We start from the raw sequence: 18,447 nt of genomic DNA on the forward strand, positions 1-18,447 counted from the left end.
CCGGTCGCGGTCAGCTCTCGGTCTTGGGCAGGCCGGGCGGGTTGATCTCGGACTTCTCCACGGCCTCGCCGGTCAGCAACCACCGCTCGAGGACCTTGCCGTACGAGCCGTCCTCGATGATGTGGTCGATCGCGGCGGCGTACGCCTTGACCAGGCCGCTGTCCTTCTTGGTGGTGGCGGCGATCTTGCCCTGGAGGTCGCCGCCGGCGCCGGAGATCTGGCCGGCGATCTCGCTCTGGCCGGCCGTCGCCACGTGGTAGGCGGCGGCGGGACTCGGGCCCAGGTGGGAGTCGATACGGCCCGACTGGAGGGCCAGGTAGTAGTCGCTCTCGTTCTGGAAGTACTTGATGTCCACCGGCTTCCGCCCGGCCTTGACGTTCTCCTCGCTCCACTCGACGAGGATTTTCTCCTGGTTGGTGCCGGAGGAGACCGAGACCGTCCTGCCGGCGAGGTCGGCGGGACCCTTCACCTTCCAGCCGGCGCCCTTCTTCACCTCGAAGGCGACGTTGTCGAGCCGGTAGGTGGCGAAGTCGTACTTCTCCTTGCGCTCCTCGGTCACGGTGACGTTGGAGAGGACGGCGTCGAACTTGGAGCTGTCCAGGCCGACGAAGAGGTTCTCCCAGGAGACCTCCTCGAACACCGGCTTCAGGCCGAGGGTGTCGGCGACGAGGGTGGCGAGGTCGATCTCGGAACCGATCCGGGTCTTGTCGTCGGTCGCGTAGAAGCCGAGGGGGGCCACGGCGCCCGCGCTGGCCCCGACCTTCAGCGTGCCGCGCTCGCGGACCGCTTCGGGCACCAGGGCCGCGACGGCGTCCACCTTCTTGCCTCTGAGGCGGTTCTGCTCGGGTCCGATGTTGATCCCGGTGTCCTTCTTGCCCTTGGGCGCCGCCACGTCGGTGGAGGCGTCGGGGTTGCCGCAGGCGGTGAGCAGTCCGGTGGCGGTGAGCGTGGCGACGGCGAGGGTGATGCTGCGGCGGACGGACACGTACGTACTCCTTGCGAGTGATGCGGAGGAAAGGGACACGAAGCGGTTCAGAGAACCTTGGAGAGGAACGCGCGGGTGCGCTCCTGGGCGGGGTGGTCCAGCACGTCGGCGGGCGGGCCCTGCTCGACGATCCGGCCCTCGTCCATGAAGACGACGGTGTCGGCGACCTCGCGGGCGAAGCCGATCTCATGGGTGACGACGATCATCGTGGTGCCGCCGTGTGCCAGGTCCTTGATGACGTCGAGGACCTCGCCGACGAGCTCCGGGTCCAGTGCGGACGTCGGCTCGTCGAAGAGCAGCAGCCTCGGCTCCAGCGCCAGGGCGCGGGCGATGGCGACGCGCTGCTGCTGGCCGCCGGAGAGCTGGGCCGGATAGGCCGATGCCTTGTCGGCGAGCCCGACCCGGGCGAGCAGCTTCTCCGCCGCCTCGACGGCCTCCTTGCGGGGGCGGCGCAGCGCGGAGACGGGCGCCTCGATGATGTTCTCCACCACGGTGAGGTGCGGGAAGAGGTTGAAGTTCTGGAAGACGAACCCGATCTTGGTGCGCTGGCGCAGCACCTCGCGCTCGCGCAGTTCGTAGAGCTTGTTGCCGTCCCTGCGGTAGCCGACCAGGGTGCCGTCGACGCTGATCCAGCCCTGGTCGACCTTCTCCAGGTGGTTGATGGTGCGCAGCAGGGTGGACTTGCCGGAGCCGGAGGGGCCGAGGATGACCGTGACCTCGCCGGGCCGCACCGACAGGTCGATGCCCCGCAGCACCTCCAGGGAGCCGAAGCTCTTGTGTACGGCGCGGATCTCGACCATGGCATCGCTGGGTGTGCTCATCGCACGGCCCCCTTGGCGTAGTGACGTTCGACGTAGTACTGGAGGATGGAGAGCGCGGTGGTCAGGAGGATGTACCAGGCGGTGGCGACCATCAGCAGCGGGACGACCCGGCCGCTGCGGCCGTACACGACCTGCACCTGGTAGAAGAGTTCGCCGATCGCCATGACGGAGACGATCGAGGTGCCCTTGAACAGCGAGATGATCTCGTTGGCCGCGTTGGGCAGGATGGAGCGCATCGCCTGCGGGAGCACGATCCGGCGCAGCTGCCGCAGCTTGGGTATCCCGAGGGCCGCCGCCGCCTCCAACTGCCCCCCGCCGACAGCCAGTACGCCGCCGCGCACGATCTCCGCCGCGTACGCCGCCTGGTGCAGCGCGAGACCCAGGACGGCCGCGCTCACCGCGCCGACCAGGTTCATCGTGTCGAAGGTGAAGAAGCCCGGCCCGAACGGGATGCCGAACTGCAACTCCTTGTAGAGATAGGCGAGGTTGAACCAGAACAGCAGCTGCACGATCAGCGGGATCGAGCGGAACGCCCAGATGTAGCCGTAGGCCACCGTGCGCAGGAACGGGCTGGCCGACAGCCGCATGAAGGCCAGCACGATACCGAGCGCGAAGCCGAGGACCGTGCCGTAGAAGGTCAGCTGGAGGGTGAGCCAGACGGCCTTGAGGATGACCGGCGCGGAGAAGAACTGCGCGAAGACGTCCCATTCCCAGCCGGGGTTGGTGACCAGCCCGTTGATGAACTGGGCGACCAGGACGGCGGTCACGGCGATGGCGACCCAGCGCCAGGGGTAACGGGCCGGGACGACGGTCAGCTCCCCGTAGTCGGTGCCGGGGCCGGCGGCCTTCGAGGCGAGCGGGCCGTCGGGGGTCCCGGCGGACGGATCGATGGGTGGATCGCTGGTCAGCGACATGGCGGGGTTCCTTGGGAGCGGTGGTGGCGGTGGTACGGGAAGGAGCGCGGGTGCTGCGTTCAGGAGGCGATCCGGTCGCTACAGGAGAGGTCGCGCAGGAAGGTGAGGGCGGCGCGGGCGGCGGCGTCGTTCTGCCGGAAGGCGGGTCCGCCGGTACGGGGGCGGGTGAAGGCGCCGCTGTTGCGTGCCGTGGTGAACGGGCCGAGCGCGAAACGGCGCGGGTGCGGCCGGCCCTCGCGGTCGACGACGCGGCTGTCCGCCGGGTCCACGGAGAGCAGGCCCGTGTCGGTGACGGCGGCCCCGCCCTCGTACAGGGTGCGCAGCAGCGGGCTGGCGGTGTGCCGGAGCGAGGGGTCCGGGAGGCGGGCCTCGACCAGCGCGCGGGCCTCGATGTGCTCGCCGGGGACGGAGGCGCCGGAGGCCCGGAAGACGCCGCGCTCCTCGTCGGCCTGCACGACGATGGAGGCGCCGACGAAGCGGACGACGCCGGCCCGGGAGAGGGCGAGGAGCTGTTCCAGGCGGGGCCCGGGCGGGCCGGAGGCGAGGTAGCTGAAGAAGCCGTGCCACCAGTTGCCGATGTCACCGAGCCGGATGAGCTGGGCGTAGGCGGAGAGCAGCCCGAGGAAGACCGCGAGATCCGTACTGCGGTCCGGGTCGTGACGACGGGTCAGGTCCGCGGTGATGTAGTCGCGCAGCCCTTCCTGGAGCGCCTGGGCACTCTCGTACGTCACGCCGTCCAGTGGCCGGTCGAGCGCGTCCAGGTCGAGCCGGTCGGCGGGGTCGGGCACGGCACCGGCGACGAGGCCGGCGAGCTCGGGCCCGCCCGGCTCGGCGGCGGCGTACTTCGCGTCGAAGACCTCGGGGTCCAGGGAGGTGCGCTCGGGGTGGGCGGTGAACAGCCGGTGGTAGTGGGCGTGCCCGAGCTCCTTGGCGACCAGCGGCCACACCTCGCGCCGGAAGTCCAGCGGCCCGGGGCGGCTCAGCAGCTCGTCCGCCCAGGCGGGGGTCAAGTAACGCGGCAGGGGCGGGCGTTCACCGCTCCAGGGGTAGCCGATCTTCGAGTGGTACGGGACGCCGCGCCGCGATCCGACGTACAGCACGGGCTCGCGTCCCGAGGGCAGGTAGACGCCGTTCTCGTGGCGCCCGCCGCGCCCCTCGGTGAGCAGGACCATCAGGTCGATGAAGGCGAGGCCGAAGCCCCGGACGATGACCGGTTCTCCGGCGGGCAGGGCGGCGAGGTCGGTGTCGGCGGTGAAGTCGGGCGGCAGGTGGACCAGCCCGTGCCGCTCCGCGAACGCGCTCAACTCCGCCTGTTCCGGTTCCTGTTCCGCGTCCAGGTGGCCCACGGTCAGGACGACGAGGTCGGCGAGGAGGGGTTCGGTGCGGTCCTTCAGCCGCACGCGCTGGCGGGAGCCGCGCGGTCCGGTGACGGCGAGGGCGGTGGTGCGGTGTTCGTGGACGGTGACGGAGGGCGGCAGGGCCGCCAGGGCGCGCTGATAGGTCCAGCGCAGATAGGCGCTCTGGAGCCGCCGGCTGGGGAAGCTCTGGCCGGTGAGGCCGCGTATCTCCGCCAGCACGGCGGGCTCCGCGTCGGGGGTGATACGCCCGGCGCGGACGTCCTCGGCCCAGGCGTGCAGGGCCGGTCCCGCCACGACCGGTCCGGCCAGCTCCACCGTGTCGTCGGTGAACATGGTGACGTCCTCGGCCATGGAGTTCATCCAGAGCAGCGGCGACTGGTCCGGCCGCCAGATCCGTCCGCCGCCCGCCGGATAGGGGTCGACCAGATGGATGTCCAGGGGCAGATCCCCGTACAGCTCAGGGGCGTTGGCGGCGATGCGCTCGATGACCCCGGTGCCGCGCGGCCCGCCGCCGATCACCACGATCGTGGGTGCGGCGCTCATCGCGCACCCGCCGTGCCGCGGGCGTAGTAGCGCTCCACATAGCGCTGGCCGACGCTCAGCAGGGAGGTGACCGCGGCGTACCAGAGGGTGGCGACGAGCAGCAGCGGGATGACCTGGTAGGTGCGGTGGTAGACGAGTTGGACGGAGTAGAGCAGGTCCTGCACGGCGATGATGCTGACGATCGAGGTGCCCTTGAGGGTGCCGATCAGCATGTTCCCGGCCGGCGGGACGATGGAGCGCATCGCCTGCGGCAGCACGATCCGCCGGAACCGCCGCCAGGGGCCGAGGCCCAGGGACTGGGCGGCCTCCACCTGGCCGCGTTCGACGGAGAGGATCCCGCCGCGGACGACTTCGGCGGCGTAGGCGGCCTCGTGCAGGGTCAGCCCGATGACGGCGATGGCGACCGGGCCGAGGAGGGTGACCGTGGAGACGCCGAGGATCTGCGGGTACAGGGCGCCGATGTTGAACCAGAACAGCAGCTGGACCAGGATCGGGGTCGACCGGAACAGCCAGACGTAGCCCCAACTGACGGCCTGTAGAACGGGGTTGCCGGAGAGCCGCAGCACGGCGAGGAGCGCCCCGAGGGCGAAGCCGAGCACCATGACGACCGCGGTGAGCCACAGGGTGAGCCAGAGGCCGCGCAGAACGGTCGCGGTGGCGAAGTAGGAGGCGACGACGTCCCACTCGAAGGCCTCGTTGCGGATGACCGAGTTCAGCGCCAGCGCGAGGAGCACCAGGACGGCAACCGCCGCTGTCCAGCGGCCCGTTCGGCGTACGGGAACGATGCGGGGCACCGCACTGTCGCCGTCTTTCCTGACGGGGGGCGGCGGCGCGGAGGGCGAGGGAGGCAGCAGATCGGTCTGCGGGGGCATGCGAGGGCTCCGTGGATGCTGAGATCGAACACGGGGCGTACCTTCACACCACGAACCACACACGGACCGGGCCCCTCAGCGCCGGTCCGCCTCCGAGGTAAGCGGTGAACACGGCCCGCTGTCAAGCCTGTCCACACTATGAGCGGCATGTCTCACGTCGGTTGACGCGCACCCGGATGCCTGTTCCACTGGCCCCATGCATTCGCAGCAGTGGCTGGTCACCCGCTCCCACATCGACTTCGGTCGCGTGTGGTCCTCTTCCTGTTGAGCTGACCCTCTGCTGTCCGCTTCTCCCTGCTCACGCCTGTTCTGAAGGCGTTCGAGCACCGTTTCCCGCGTGACTTCACCTCCACCACACCGCGTCGCCCTCCCCTCGCTCCGCCGCACGTTCCGCGCACCACCGGACCTTCCGTCGCCGCTCCGCGCCCGCTGGGCGCGGGGCCGGTCGGCATACCTTGACGAACCCGGAGAAGACAGAGCCATGCCCAGATCGCGCCACAGCGTCCTGTTCGCCTTGATCACCGTCGCCGCCCTGGCCCTGACCGGCTGCGCGGACCCGGCGGAGCCCGGCGCGGCCACCACCAAGGGCGAGGCCAAGGGGAAGACCCCGACCACGGACGTGGTCTCCTCGGTGAAGAAGGACGAGGCCGCCGCGAAGCTGCTGCCCGAAGAGGTCCGGAAGGCCGGCACCCTGCGGATCGCCGCCGCCACCGGCTCCCCGCCCGGAGCCTTCTACGAGAAGGACGGCACCACACTGTCCGGGGCGGACATCGACTTCGCGGACGCGGTGGCCAAGGTGCTCGGGGTGGAGCTGAAGCGCGAGGTGGCCTCCTTCGAGGCGATCCTGCCGGCGCTCGGCAGCGGCAAGTACGACCTGGGCACGGGGAACTTCGGTGTCACCGACGAACGCCGCAGGACCATCGACTTCGTGACGTACATCAACGACGGCCAGGGCTTCGCCGTCCGCGAGGACAGCGAACTGAAGGAGGTCACCGACCTCACCGACCTGTGCGGCCTGAACGTCTCCACCGGCGCGGGCACCACCTTCGAGGTCGCCCTCCAGGAGAACCTGCCCCGGTGCGCGGAGAAGGGTGAGAAGCCCTACGAGGTGAAGACGTACGCCGACCCGGCGGCGGTCTGGCTCTCCCTCAAGCAGGGCCGCACCGACGTGAACATGTCCACCATCAACGGACTGCGCTACGCCGTGACCCAGCAGGAGGGGCTGCGCTTCCTCAACGAGTACAAGCGGCTCGACGTCGGCTTCGCCTTCAAGAAGGGCAGCCCGCTGACGCCGGCCTTCCAGGCGGCGGTCAACCAGCTCAAGAAGGACGGGACCTACGACCGGATCCTGGAGAAGTGGGGCACCACCGAGTCCGCGATCGAGAAGTCCCGGATCTCGCCGCCGGAGCTGAAGGGCCCCGAGTCGAAGTGACCTGACACCGCCCCTCGGGCCCGCCCGCCGGAACTCCGCGCGGGCGGGCCTCAGCCGGTCGCGGCCTCAGCAGTCGCACCCGCAGGACTCGCCGCAACAACAGCAGCCCTCGCCGCACTGGCCGCAGCAGTCGCACGCCTCGCAGCAGTCGCCGCAGTTGTGGCACAGCCCTTCCCGGCGCTCCCGGCTCCACGGGTCCTCGAAGCTGCCGCAGCACAGCTGGCAGGTGCAGGCGAGCCCGGCCCACACCAGGCACCCGGCGATCAGCCCCCGCCGGTCGCGCGGCGGCCGGGGCGGGGGCGGAGCGGCCGGACCGCCGGGCGTCGGACCGTACGGGTTGCCCGGCGTCGGACCGTACGGGTTGCCGGGCGGCGGCCCGAAGGAGCCGTCGGGTGACAGCAGCCCTCGGGGCACGTCGAGGCCCTGGTGGTCGAGGCCCTGGTGCGAGCAGGACGACGTACCGAACGCCCGGTCGACCGAGCGCCGCAGCTCATGGGCGAGCAGGACGTGGACGAGCTTGCCGTCGGTGAACTCCGCCTCCCGCAGCGCGAGCCGTATGCCGTGCAGCGCGTCGTCGCAGAGCCGGCGCGCCTCGGTGAGCGGGGTGCCCGTCGCCGTGAGCGGGTTCCAGGCACCCGACGCGGCGTCAGCTTCCCGGTCCTCCACGGCGTCCAGCAGATGCGCGAGCCGCCCGAAGAGGCGCCCGGCCTCGGCGAGCGGTGCGACGTTCTGCTGCCTCCCGGCGAGGTGGGCGGTGTGGGCGAAGGCGGCGGCGGTGGCCGTCTCGGTGGGTTCGGTGACCGTCAGCAGCGGGGTGCCGGGCCCGGCGAGCGCCTCAAGGCCGGTCTGCCGGTCGACCGCGTCGACCAGCAGGGCGGTGTCGAAGCCGAGCGCCGCTCCGGTACGGGCTCCCGCCCGGTCCCAGCCCGCCGCCACCCGCCGCGCGGCCGCGGCGACGGGCCGGCGGGCCAACAGCCCGTCCCCGTCGGCGACGTGGTCGCGCACCTTGGCGGAGGCGAGGACGAGGGAGACCGCGGCGGCGAGCCTGGCCCCCTCGCCCCGGGCGACCGGAGCCGTCCGCATGGCGCGCAGCGGGCACGGTCCGGCGGTGCGCCGCCCGGCCGGGGTGCGGCCGGCCTGAGCCTCCGTCAGGACCGAGACGATCAGACCGTCATAGTTCGTGACGATCCGGGCAAACTGTCCGTGATCCGTCCTCAGGGCCAGGCAGAGGCCGCAGAGATGGGCCATCCATTCGGTCCGCAGACCTTCGGAGAGCCGATGGGTACAGGGCCTCACGATTCCGAACATGCCGATCCCCCGCGAGCCGTTCCAGCCGGTACGCGCTGTTCGCGCACCTGAGCGCCGTGCATCGTATCGAGTGATCCGTTCACCCGTACGTCCCCCGTGTCACCCGTACGGACCGGAGCATCATATTTTCCTACCGGAACCGGCCTTGTTCAGGAACAACCTTGACGAACCGCCACATGTTCTGCACCAGTACCGTCACGAATCACCTGTGCGGCGACTATCCACTTGGCGCCGCATCCGCATCATGGACGACCATAGGGATAGGTAAGAGATGCGGAACACCAAGGAACCGCGGCTGAGAGGAGGCGTCCATGGGATCGGTGCGCAAGGCGAGTGCCTGGCTGGGCCTCGTAGAGGACAACGACGAGCGGTACTACGACGACGAGTACGCCGAGGGTACGGAGACGGGCACGGACCACCGGGCGGCCTGGGTCACCGACCCGCGGGTGCAGGTGGCCGCCGAGGCGGCGCAGGAGCAGGACCGCCGGATCGCCACGGTGACCCCGGACAGCTTCCGGGACGCACGGGCCATCGGCGAGCTGTTCCGGGACGGTGTCCCGGTGATCGTCAACCTCACGGCCATGGACCCCGCCGACGCCAAGCGCGTGGTGGACTTCGCCGCCGGGCTGATCTTCGGCCTGCGCGGTTCGATCGACCGGGTGGCCACCCGGGTCTTCCTGCTCTCCCCGGCCGACACCCAGGTGGTCGCCGGTGAAGCCGCCGGCCGCAAGGCCGACGGCTTCTTCAACCAGAGCTGAGCAGGGCGCTCGCCGGAAAGTTCCGGTCAGCGTCTCCGGTCGGTGCGCCCCCGCGGACGCGCCGTGGTCACCGGAAGGCGTCGAGACCGGTGAGCGCCTTGCCCAGCACCAGCTGGTGCATCTCCACGGTTCCCTCGTAGGTGAGCACCGACTCCAGATTCGTGGCGTGCCGCATCACCGGGTACTCCAGCGAGATCCCGTTGGCGCCGAGGATCGTGCGCGAGGTACGGCAGATCTCGATCGCCGCCCGCACATTGTTGAGCTTGCCGAAGCTGACCTGCTCGGGGCGCAGCCGCCCCGCGTCCATCCGTCGGCCCAAGTGGTGGGCGAGCAGGATGCCCTTGTGCAGTTCGAGCGCCATGTCCGCCAGCTTCGCCTGGGTGAGCTGGAAGCCGCCGATCGGCCGGCCGAACTGTTCCCGGGTCCTCGCGTAGTCGAGGGCCGACTCGAAGCTGGCCCGCGCCGCGCCCATGGCGCCCCAGACGATCCCGTACCGTGCGTGGCTCAGACAGCTGAGCGGGCCACGCAGCCCCCTCGCGTCCGGGAGCACCGCGTCGGCGGGGAGCCGGACGCCGTCCATGACCAGTTCGCTGGTGACCGAGGCGCGCAGCGACCACTTGTGCCGGATCTCCGGCGCCGAGAAGCCGGGCGTGTCGGTGGGTACGACGAAGCCCCGGATGCCGAGGCCCGTGTCGCCCTCGTCGGTCTGCGCCCAGACGACGGCGACCCCGGCGACCGAACCGTTGGTGATCCACATCTTGCGGCCGGTGAGGATCCAGTCTCCCCCACTCTCGGCTCCGCTCGAGCGGGAGGTACCCCCTCCGTCGCGCTTGGCGTACGTCCGCATCCCGGCCGGGTCGGAGCCGTGGTCCGGCTCGGTCAGGCCGAAGCAGCCGATGATCTCGCCGGCCGCCATGCCGGGCAGCCACCGCTGCTTCTGCTCCTCGGAGCCGAAGCGGTGGATCGCGTACATGGCGAGCGACCCCTGTACGGAGACGAGCGAGCGGATTCCGGAGTCGGCGGCCTCCAGCTCCAGGCAGGCCAGCCCGTACTGGACGGCGCTCGCCCCGGCGCAGCCGTATCCGTCCAGGGACATGCCGAGCGCACCCAGCGCCCCGAGCTCCCGGGCCAGCTCCCGTACGGAGGGCAACTCCCCCTTCTCGTACCACTCGGCGATGTGCGGCAGGACCCGGTCGGTGGCCCAGGTGCGGACGGTGCTCCGGATCGCCAGGTCGTCGGGGCCGAGCAGATCATCGACGCCGAGGGGGTCGCCGGCGTCGAACGGCGGGAGCTTCGACGGCTTCGCGGACTCGGTGCTGGACATGAGGGTGCCTCCGGCGGCTCGCACGGTGCTCGAAGGGCCGGGACAGATCGCGGCCCCCGAAAACTAGCAGTGGTAGTCAGGGCGTCGTGGAGACGTTACGGCTCAGCGTGCCGCTCGTCCAGAGCCGGTGGCCTCGGCCGGTTCGCGCCGTGCGGGGAGCATGAGGCGCGCGGCCGGGCGCTCCGGGGAGGGCGCCGGGACGACGCCGGGGGTTGCGGAGCCGGCGGCCGCGGACTCGGAGCCGCCCGGGAGGCAGGCCTCCTTCGGGGGGCAGTCCATGGCCTTCGGCAGGCGCAGCGCCGCGAGTGCCCCGAGCAGCAGCAGACCGGCGCTGACGAAGAGCGTGACGTGCAGCCCGCCGACGAAGGCGTGCCGGGCCGTGGAGCGCAGCAGCTCTCCCGCCGGGCCGCCGAGCTGCGCGGCCACCTGATAGGCCTCGCCCAGCGAGTGGGAGGCCTCCGCGCCCGCGCGGGCGGGCACGCCCCTGTCGTGCAGCGTGGCGAGGCCGGGGGCGTAGGCGGCGTTCATCACGCTGCCGAGGAGGGCGATGCCGAGGCCCGCGCCGAGCTGGTAGGAGGTCTCCCCTATCGCCGCGGCTCCGCCGGCCCGTTCCGCGGGGGCGTCGCTGAGCATCGACTCGTACGCGCCGAAGAGCGTCGTCTGGAGACCGAAGCCGAGGAGGACGAAGCCGGCGGTCAGCAGGGCCGGCCGGTCGTGCTGGCCCATGGCGGTGAGGAGCAGTACGGCGGAGGCCGTCAGGACGAAGCCCCAGCCGACCATCGCGCGCGGGCCGACGCGGCGCAGGGTGTACGAGCCGGTGGCTCCCGCGGCCATCGCGGCGAAGGTCAGCGGCAGCAGCCTCAGCCCGGTCTCCAGCGGGCTGAGGCCCAGCACCAGCTGGAGGTACTGGACGGCGATCAGCTGGAGGCCGACCAGGGCCAGCATGGCGAGCACGATGCAGCCGACGGCGGTGGAGAAGGCCGGGCGGGCGAACATGGCGATGTCGATCAGCGGATGTGTACGGCGCTTCTGGCGGCGGACGAAAAGGACCAGGAACGTGAGCCCGAGGGCGAACGGGACGAGCGATACGGGGTCCAGGAGACCCGCGCCACCGCCCAGGCGCTTGACGCCGAGCACGACTCCCAGCACCCCGGCCGCGGCGGTCAGCGCGCCCAGCACGTCCCACGGGCCGTCCTCGGCGCCGCGCGACTCCGGCAGCAGCCAGCGGCCGAGCGGCAGGATGACCGCCATCAGCGGGATGTTGATCAGGAAGACCGAACCCCACCAGAAGTGCTCGACGAGGAAGCCGCCGATGACCGGCCCGGTGGCGGCGCCGACCGCGGCGACCGCGGTCCACACCCCGATGGCCAGGGCCCGCTCCCGGCGGTCGGGGAAGACCTGGCGCAGGATCGACAGGGTCGCCGGCATGATCATCGCGCCGCCGACGCCGAGCAGGGCGCGGGCCGCTATCAGAACGGCAGGGGTGTCGGCCGTCGCGGCGAGCAGGGAGGCGACGCCGAACAGCGCGTAACCGAGGAGCAGCACCCGCCGTCTGCCGATCCGGTCACCCAGTGTGCCGAAGAGGATGAGCAGCGAGGCGCAGACCAGGGGGTAGGCGTCGACGATCCACAGGAGTCCGGTGGCGCTCGGGCGCAGGTCCTCGGTGACCGAGGGGACCGCGACATGGAGCACGGTCGCGTCGAGCGCGACCACCAGCAGGCTGAGGCAGAGGACGACGAGGACGACCCAGCGGTCGGCGCCGTCGGCGGCTCGGCGCAGCCGGACTCCGGCCGTGATCGTCCCGGACATCTACGTACCTCCCGATGGGTCTCTCGCGCTCGGTGGACCGGCGGGGACGCGGTCTGCGTGTCTCCCGGGGCCCGGCATCGACGGGCGAGTGCGCCGTCAGCGTACGCGAGTTCGGCCTGGTGACACGTGGTCCACCTCATACGCCGGTCCGCCACACAGTGTGGCGTACGCCACGCCGGACCCGTCGACGATCCCCGGTGCCGAGCTCCGGCGGAACGGTGTGCGCCTCCCCCGATCGGCCGGATCAATTCCCACGGATTCCCGTGTACGAAATTGACCGGAAGATCAAACATGTTTCCGAACGGGACCCCGGGGAAATTTGCCGCACGATCACGGGAGTTCTTCTCCGGGCCCGGAAAAAGTCACCGCCCTGAGACGAAGTCCACATCACATCGTCATCACAAAGCGGCCGGATTGGCCTGCTCACACACTCACTCGCTGTAACGTCGATTGGGTGCGTACCGACATCTTCGCCCGCCTGGACCGGGAGCCGGAACCGCCGAAGATAGTGGCACCGCGGATGAGCCGTCACCGCATCGCCCTCTTCGGCGGGACGTTGGCGTTCTATCTCGCCATCGTCTTCGCCGTGCTCGTGACGTCCTGGCTGGTGACCCTGGACTGGAAGGTCATGCTGTTCCGGCCCTACCAGCAGTGGCCCGAACTGCACGCCTTCCTCGACTACTACGTCGTGCTCGGCCAGCGCGGCCCCACGGCGGTGATGGTCGCCTGCTGGCTGGGCTGGCGCTCCTGGCGTCAGCACACGCTCCGGCCGCTGCTGGTTCTGGGCACCTCCCTGCTGCTGCTGAACGTGACGGTGGGCGCGGTCAAGCTGGGCCTGGGACGGCTCGGCCCGCACTACGCGACGCAGATCGGCTCGGCCGAGATGTTCGCCGGCGGCGATATATTTCCCTCCGGCCACACCGCCAACGCCGTCGTGACCTGGGGAATCCTCGCCTATCTGGCCACCACGCCCCGGGCCAGGCGCTATCTGTCGGCGGTCTCCGCCACGGTCTCGCTGGGCGTCGGCCTCACGACCGTCTACATCGGCACGCACTGGCTCAGCGATGTGGTGCTGGGCTGGGCGGCGGGGCTGCTCATCCTGCTGGCGCTGCCCTGGTTCGAGCCGCTGATCGCCCGGACGGAGAGCTGGATCTTCGACGTGCGGGAGCGGTGGCGCGCGCGGCACCGGACGGACCGTCCGGCGCCGGCCCCCGAGGCCGGTCCGCAGCCGGTGCTGCTGCCCCAGTCGATCGCCGCCGAGGGGACGACGGTCCTCGCGGCCGGTGCGGGCGCCCCTGCCCCCCACCTGGCGACCGGAGCCCGGATGCGGGGGCACTCGGTGCCCACCGTCTGCCCCGAGCGGCCGGCAGTGGCTCCGGCGGGCACCCGCCGGCCGCCGTCCCATCCGGACCACGGCTCCCGTGGCGCCGCCACCCCGGCGCACCCGATGACGGGCGCCTAGAACGGCACGCACAAGCCGGTACGGCGAGGGCCCCGACCGAGACGGTCGGGGCCCTCGCCGTACCGGCGCGGCCGTGCGTGCGGGGGTCAGCCCACCCAGCAGCGCGTCACCGTGGCGTCCTCGACCTGGAAGTTGATGCGTCCGGAGCGGAACTCCATCGTCAGGAACGTGCCCGGCGGAACCGCCCGGACCGTTTCCCAGCCACGGCTTCTCGCCAGCTGTTCGGCGGAGTCGGCACCGAGGCCGACGTACGACTCGGGGGCGTCGTCCGGCTGTGCGGGAGGGGTCGGTAGAGATGCCATACCCCTCACCGTAGGCGGCCGTGGACCAGGACGGAAGGCCGGGCCAGGGGCCGGACCCCGCAGGTCCGCGTCCCGTGGCGGTCACGCTTGTGTCACAGGATCCCCACACCCGTATATCCCGGTCCATTCACCCGAACGGTCCGTCCGGAAGCGGGGGGAGGAAATAGCCGGCCGCCGTCGTACGCTCGCGTCGCGGGTCCGGTGGTCACGCTCCGGAAAAACTCGGGGTGACCTGCCGTTTTCATGGGCCGGGAGCCCGTCACCCGAATGGCCGGGACACCTGAATTTCACGCTCCCTTATACCTGTCTTATATTCCTCCATGTTTCCCCGCCGGGTTCGGCCTCCCGGACGCCGGCCGGAATCTCACGACGCGGCCAGTGCCCGGGTGAGCCGGTCCCGGGCCCGGGTCATCACCTCGACGAGCTCAGGTGGCTCGACCACCTCGAAGTCGATCCCCATCAGCAGTACACGGATCACCAGGACCTCCAGGTCGGGCGCCCCCGCGGTCAGCCGGCAGGTCCGCGCGTCGATGGGCTCCAGCACACCGGCGGAGGGGGAGATGTGCCGGGCGGCCTCGTCCGCCGGGGCCCGCAGCACCAGCACCGCCCGCGCCGCGTAGGCGGAGACCGAGACGCCCCGGGAGACGTAGGCGGCCAGGTCCTCGGCGGGCGGGGGCCGGGGCGTGAAACGGGGGCCGTGCGGCGGGGTCGGGGTGATCCGGTCCACCCGGAAGGTCCGCCAGTCCGCCCGGTCCAGGTCCCAGGCGACCAGGTACCAGCGGTGCTCGGTGCAGACGAGCCGGTGCGGCTCCACGGTCCGGCGGGAGTCCGCACCCCCGTGGTCGCGGTAGGAGAAGCGGAGCCGCTCGCTGTCCCGGCAGGCCCCGGCCAGCTCGGTGAGGAGGGCCGGCTCGACGGTGGCGGTGTCCGCCCAGCGCGGCATCGGCACGGTGAAGGCACCGAGCGCGCTCACCCGGTGGCGCAACCGGTTCGGCAGCACCTGTTCGAGCTTGGCCAGCGCGCGTACGGAGGTCTCGCCGATGCCCTCGATGCCGTGGCCCGCCGCCGTACGCAGCCCCACCGCGACGGCGACGGCCTCCTCGTCGTCCAGCAGGAGCGGCGGCAGCTCGGCCCCGGCTCCGAGCTGGTAGCCGCCACCGGTGCCGGGGCTGGCGTTCACCGGGTAGCCGAGCTCACGCAGCTTGTCGACGTCGCGGCGCACGGTGCGCGGAGTGACGCCGAGCCGTTCGGCCAGGTCGGCGCCGGACCAGTCCCGGTGGGCCTGGAGCAGGGAGAGCAGACGCAGCAGTCGTGCCGAGGTCTCCAACATGGGGACGAGTCTGCCAGGGCTCGCGGACACCTTCTGTCCGCAAGTCGTTCAGGGGGTGGCGGGGGTGCGGTACGGCCTACGGGTCGGGGCGGCGGTGGGGTCCAGGCCGAAGGCGAGCGCTCCGGCCGGATCGGCGGCACAGTCGGCGCGTACGGTGGCGGTGGCGGTCAGGCGGGCTTCCCCTTGCGGAACACGTCGGCGGCCTTGTAGCGCAGGGCGTACGCCCCGTCGAGCACCGTGCCCCGGGTGCGGTGCAGCGCGGTGCGCAGGCGGCCCTGGCCCCGGCCCCGGGGGCCTTGGGCGACGAGTTCGGTGAACAGGCTCTCGTGGCGTTCCGCGATCCGCGCCGGGTCGAAGCGTGTCGACGCGGAGAGCGCGGCGCGGCCCATCCGGTGGCGCAGGTCGTCGTCCTCGATCAGCTGGAGCAGCGCGGCGGCGATCGCGTCGGAGTCGCCCACCGGTACGAGGCGGCCGTCGGTGCCGTCCTCGATGATCTCGGCCGGTCCGTGCGGGCAGTCGGTGGCCACGACCGGCAGTCCGCCGCGCATCGCCTCGACGATGGTCATGCCGAAGGACTCGCGGTCCGAAGTGACGGCGGCGATCGACCCCTTGGGCCACTCGGCTTCCAAGGGGTCGGCCGCGCCCATCAGGAACACGTGGTTGTGCAGGCCCAGTTGGTCGATGAGCGCGCGCAGCGAGGCCTCCTCGTTGCCGGAGGCGTCCCCGCCGCCGTAGATCCGCAGCCGCCAGTCCGGGCGGGCCGCGGAGACCTGGGCGAAGGCCAGCAGGAGCAGGTCGTACCGCTTGACCCGGTGCAGCCTGCCCGCCGCGACGACCCACTTCAGGTCACCGCCGGCGGGTGGACAGGCGGGCTCGGGAACGGCGTTGGGAATGGCCTCGATCCGCACGCCCGGCAGTCTCATCCGACCGCGGTAGTCCTCGGCGTCGGCGCGGGTGACGGTGGTGAGGGCGTCGAGCAGCGTGTACCGGTGGGCGAGTTCGCGCCGCAGGCGGTAGCCGTGGTTGTCGAGCGTGAGGTGCTCCTGCCCGACCCGCACCGGGCCCCGGCGGGTCTGCCGGCTGATGTGCACGTTCAGGCCGGGGCGGGTGCCGACGACGACATCGGCGTCGAGCGCCTGGAGATGGGCGGCGATCTTGGCGTCGGTGAGCCCGCTGTACTGCTTGTACCGGCTGTCGCCGCGCGGGAACACCGCTGCGGGCCGGGCGTGTTCGGCGGCGTCGCCGTCGTACGTCGCGCTCTTCCGCCGCAGGTCGACGAGGTGGCGCAGCGTCACGCCGCCGGGCGCGCCGAGCGCGGGGGCCGCACGGTGCCGGAAGACGGAGACGATCTCGACGTCGTGCTGTTCGGCGAGGGTGCGGGCGAGTGTGAAGGTCGAGCGGATCGTCCCCCCGATGCCGTACGCATTGTGCAGAAGAAATGAAATACGCATGCCGCTTCCCCTGGTCTGGCCGGTCTGTTCCGACTGTACGTCCCGGCGGTTCACCACCCGGAATGCGTCCGGAATCCGGCTGGATTCCGTTGCGGAATGCGTTGCCCTGCCCGGCGCTCGTGGCATGCCACTCGAACGGGGTCTGACCAGCGGTTTTCTGGAAGTCTTGGTACGGTTCGCCATCCTTGCCCGGCGTTCGGCGCACGGTGCGGGGGTGGCCGGTTCATTCCCGGCCACCTGTCCGCCACCCGATTCGGCGATGTATTCCTCCGTGCTTGACGTGGGAAAGAGCGGGGGGGGTTGCTCGGGTTCGGGTGAAACCTCGGACGACTGGCCGCACCCGCGGCGCACCGGCTCCCGGGACGCACGGATCGTCGCCTCGACATGGCGATGTGTCGATGGTGTCCGCACTTCCGTCTCCGCCGGTGCGTGACCCCGGCCACGGATCCCGCGTTGTCTCTTCATGAGCCGGGAACCCCTCGGCCCACGCACCGAGTTCGAGGAGCCACCGTGCCGCGCATGCTCGACGTCAGTCAGGACGTACGCGCCGAGATCGGCGACGACGAAGCCGACCGGCTGCTCGTCGGCGACGACACCCCCGGCAGTTACGACTGCACCTCCTGCCGCACCCCCGGCGACTCCGACCAGGAACGCACCAGCACGGTGCTGTTCATCGGGGACGAGACCGCCGTGCTCGCGTTCGCCCACGCGACGTGCATCCCCTCGCAGGTCGTCAAGGTCGCGGAGGACCAGCTCCAGGGCGCGGTGCGCAGCATCACCGGCAGCGAGCAGCAGAACACGGAGGGGCGCATGCCCGATCAGGCCGTCCTCGGCATCACCAGCGGCCTCGTTCTCATCGAGGACGATGTCCGCCCGGCCCTCGTCGTCGAGCCGACCGGGCCGGTCGCCCGGCCCGGCACCGACGGCAGCGGGGGCGACGAGTTCCTCCAGCTGCTGCTGGAGCAGGGCTTCCACCCGGCCCCCGACCTGAGCGGGCTGCCGGCGCCGCTGCCCGGCTGGTCGGTGCTGCTCGCGGTGGGCCAGCTGCACGCCGTGCTGCAACCGGGCTCCGGCGGCGGCAACCCGGTCGCCTGGTGGCAGGCCCACCAGCCGCTCCAGGTGACCGACGGCTGGCGGGCCGCGGTCAACAAGTCGCAGACGGTCCTGGTCTTCGCCGCACCGGCCGGCACGATCGGCCAGCAGCCGCGTGAGGACCTGTTGCGGGACGCCCTGGAGAAGGCCGCGGCCAACGGGGTCCTGGTCGCCGCCTCGATGCCGCTGGCCGGGACCTGATCGTGTCCGGCCGGCTCGGGCACCCCCGCCGAACAGCGTTTTCTCCGGCGGGACCGCATCCCATGGGCGGTGAGGTCGTTGGCACCTACGTGCACTCATACGACCCCTCCCGCCAGCACCAGAGCCAGATTCCTGCCATGCGCCCCTCGCAGGATCCATCGGTGGGCACGTCCGCCACCCCGATCTACGACGCGCTGTACTCCGAGTACCGGCGCTCGTTCCGGGCGCTGCCGGGTGACCGGAGCGGCGAGGAGAACCTCCGCTTCCCGGCCTTCGGCGCCGGCCTCTTCGCCTCCCGGGCCCCGCTGGGCGGCCACCCCCCGGCCCCGGCCGGGCAGGGGCAGCACGCGGCGGCCGGCAGCGGCCAGAGCCAGCACACCGGGACCCTCGGTTCCTGGCAGCGGGTGGGCCGGCACGCCGGGCGTCCCCGGCCCGCGGCGCTTCCGCCGGGGTCCCGGGAGTCCTGAGGACGGCTACGACGGAGC

General features: G+C 71.6%; 16 protein-coding genes. 5 read left to right on the plus strand and 11 right to left on the minus strand.

Going from position 1 to position 18,447, the window contains the following annotated elements; translation table 11 throughout:
- Window positions 1-10 precede the first annotated feature (10 nt).
- From ACIQAK_RS16400 to ACIQAK_RS16420, 5 genes are read right to left on the minus strand one after another with little or no spacing between them, the layout of a single operon-like run.
- Window positions 11-985 (minus strand): ABC transporter substrate-binding protein, encoded by a 975-nt coding sequence (locus tag ACIQAK_RS16400; RefSeq protein ID WP_366389668.1) that lies wholly within the window; start codon window positions 983-985, stop codon window positions 11-13.
- 47 nt (window positions 986-1,032) lie between these two features.
- Window positions 1,033-1,785: an amino acid ABC transporter ATP-binding protein gene (locus ACIQAK_RS16405; protein WP_366389888.1), complete on the minus strand. Its 753-nt coding sequence runs from the start codon at window positions 1,783-1,785 to the stop codon at window positions 1,033-1,035.
- Window positions 1,786-1,802: 17 nt separating this feature from the next.
- Window positions 1,803-2,720 carry an amino acid ABC transporter permease gene (locus tag ACIQAK_RS16410; protein ID WP_366389667.1) on the minus strand — a complete coding sequence of 306 codons (918 nt, stop codon included), beginning with the start codon at window positions 2,718-2,720 and terminating at the stop codon, window positions 1,803-1,805.
- 59 nt (window positions 2,721-2,779) lie between these two features.
- Window positions 2,780-4,621, minus strand: a complete 1,842-nt coding sequence (locus tag ACIQAK_RS16415; protein ID WP_366389666.1) for an FAD/NAD(P)-binding protein — start codon at window positions 4,619-4,621, stop codon at window positions 2,780-2,782.
- Window positions 4,618-5,493 (minus strand): amino acid ABC transporter permease, encoded by an 876-nt coding sequence (locus ACIQAK_RS16420; RefSeq protein ID WP_366389665.1) that lies wholly within the window; start codon window positions 5,491-5,493, stop codon window positions 4,618-4,620. Before ACIQAK_RS16420 ends, ACIQAK_RS16415 begins: the two co-directional genes overlap by 4 nt.
- A gap of 481 nt (window positions 5,494-5,974) precedes the next feature.
- On the opposite strand from ACIQAK_RS16420, the gene ACIQAK_RS16425 reads away from it, so the two are divergent.
- Complete coding sequence (locus ACIQAK_RS16425) at window positions 5,975-6,925, plus strand: ABC transporter substrate-binding protein (protein WP_366389664.1); 951 nt, start codon at window positions 5,975-5,977, stop codon at window positions 6,923-6,925.
- A gap of 66 nt (window positions 6,926-6,991) precedes the next feature.
- Here the strand turns inward: ACIQAK_RS16425 and ACIQAK_RS16430 are convergent, their stop codons facing one another.
- On the minus strand, window positions 6,992-8,233 hold the full coding sequence (locus tag ACIQAK_RS16430) for a DUF5685 family protein (protein WP_366389663.1): 1,242 nt from the start codon (window positions 8,231-8,233) through the stop codon (window positions 6,992-6,994).
- 311 nt (window positions 8,234-8,544) lie between these two features.
- Between ACIQAK_RS16430 and ACIQAK_RS16435 the strand changes: the two genes are divergently transcribed.
- A complete protein-coding gene (locus tag ACIQAK_RS16435; RefSeq protein ID WP_366389662.1) occupies window positions 8,545-8,991 on the plus strand; it encodes a cell division protein SepF in 447 nt (148 codons plus the stop codon).
- Between the two features lie 67 nt (window positions 8,992-9,058).
- Here the strand turns inward: ACIQAK_RS16435 and ACIQAK_RS16440 are convergent, their stop codons facing one another.
- Entirely contained in the window at window positions 9,059-10,315 is a 1,257-nt protein-coding gene (locus tag ACIQAK_RS16440) for an acyl-CoA dehydrogenase family protein (RefSeq protein ID WP_366389661.1), read from the minus strand.
- 102 nt (window positions 10,316-10,417) lie between these two features.
- On the minus strand, window positions 10,418-12,124 hold the full coding sequence (locus tag ACIQAK_RS16445) for an MFS transporter (protein WP_366389660.1): 1,707 nt from the start codon (window positions 12,122-12,124) through the stop codon (window positions 10,418-10,420).
- A gap of 454 nt (window positions 12,125-12,578) precedes the next feature.
- Here ACIQAK_RS16445 and ACIQAK_RS16450 point away from each other — a divergent pair, with 454 nt between their 5' ends.
- Window positions 12,579-13,586 (plus strand): phosphatase PAP2 family protein, encoded by a 1,008-nt coding sequence (locus ACIQAK_RS16450; protein ID WP_366389659.1) that lies wholly within the window; start codon window positions 12,579-12,581, stop codon window positions 13,584-13,586.
- An 86-nt stretch (window positions 13,587-13,672) separates the two neighbouring features.
- Here the strand turns inward: ACIQAK_RS16450 and ACIQAK_RS16455 are convergent, their stop codons facing one another.
- From ACIQAK_RS16455 to ACIQAK_RS16465, 3 genes are all read right to left on the minus strand, one after another.
- Complete coding sequence (locus ACIQAK_RS16455; protein WP_366389658.1) at window positions 13,673-13,888, minus strand: I78 family peptidase inhibitor; 216 nt, start codon at window positions 13,886-13,888, stop codon at window positions 13,673-13,675.
- Window positions 13,889-14,252: 364 nt separating this feature from the next.
- Window positions 14,253-15,218 (minus strand): YafY family protein, encoded by a 966-nt coding sequence (locus ACIQAK_RS16460; protein ID WP_366389657.1) that lies wholly within the window; start codon window positions 15,216-15,218, stop codon window positions 14,253-14,255.
- A 167-nt stretch (window positions 15,219-15,385) separates the two neighbouring features.
- Window positions 15,386-16,669: a glycosyltransferase family 4 protein gene (locus ACIQAK_RS16465; RefSeq protein ID WP_366389656.1), complete on the minus strand. Its 1,284-nt coding sequence runs from the start codon at window positions 16,667-16,669 to the stop codon at window positions 15,386-15,388.
- A gap of 510 nt (window positions 16,670-17,179) precedes the next feature.
- Here ACIQAK_RS16465 and ACIQAK_RS16470 point away from each other — a divergent pair.
- Both ACIQAK_RS16470 and ACIQAK_RS16475 read left to right on the plus strand, forming a co-directional pair.
- Window positions 17,180-17,962 carry a hypothetical protein gene (locus ACIQAK_RS16470; RefSeq protein ID WP_366389655.1) on the plus strand — a complete coding sequence of 261 codons (783 nt, stop codon included), beginning with the start codon at window positions 17,180-17,182 and terminating at the stop codon, window positions 17,960-17,962.
- Window positions 17,963-18,099: 137 nt separating this feature from the next.
- Entirely contained in the window at window positions 18,100-18,429 is a 330-nt protein-coding gene (locus ACIQAK_RS16475; protein WP_366389654.1) for a hypothetical protein, read from the plus strand.
- Window positions 18,430-18,447: the final 18 nt, after the last annotated feature.

The sequence above is a fragment of the Streptomyces sp. NPDC088706 genome (assembly GCF_044752765.1).
Lineage (GTDB): Bacteria > Actinomycetota > Actinomycetes > Streptomycetales > Streptomycetaceae > Streptomyces.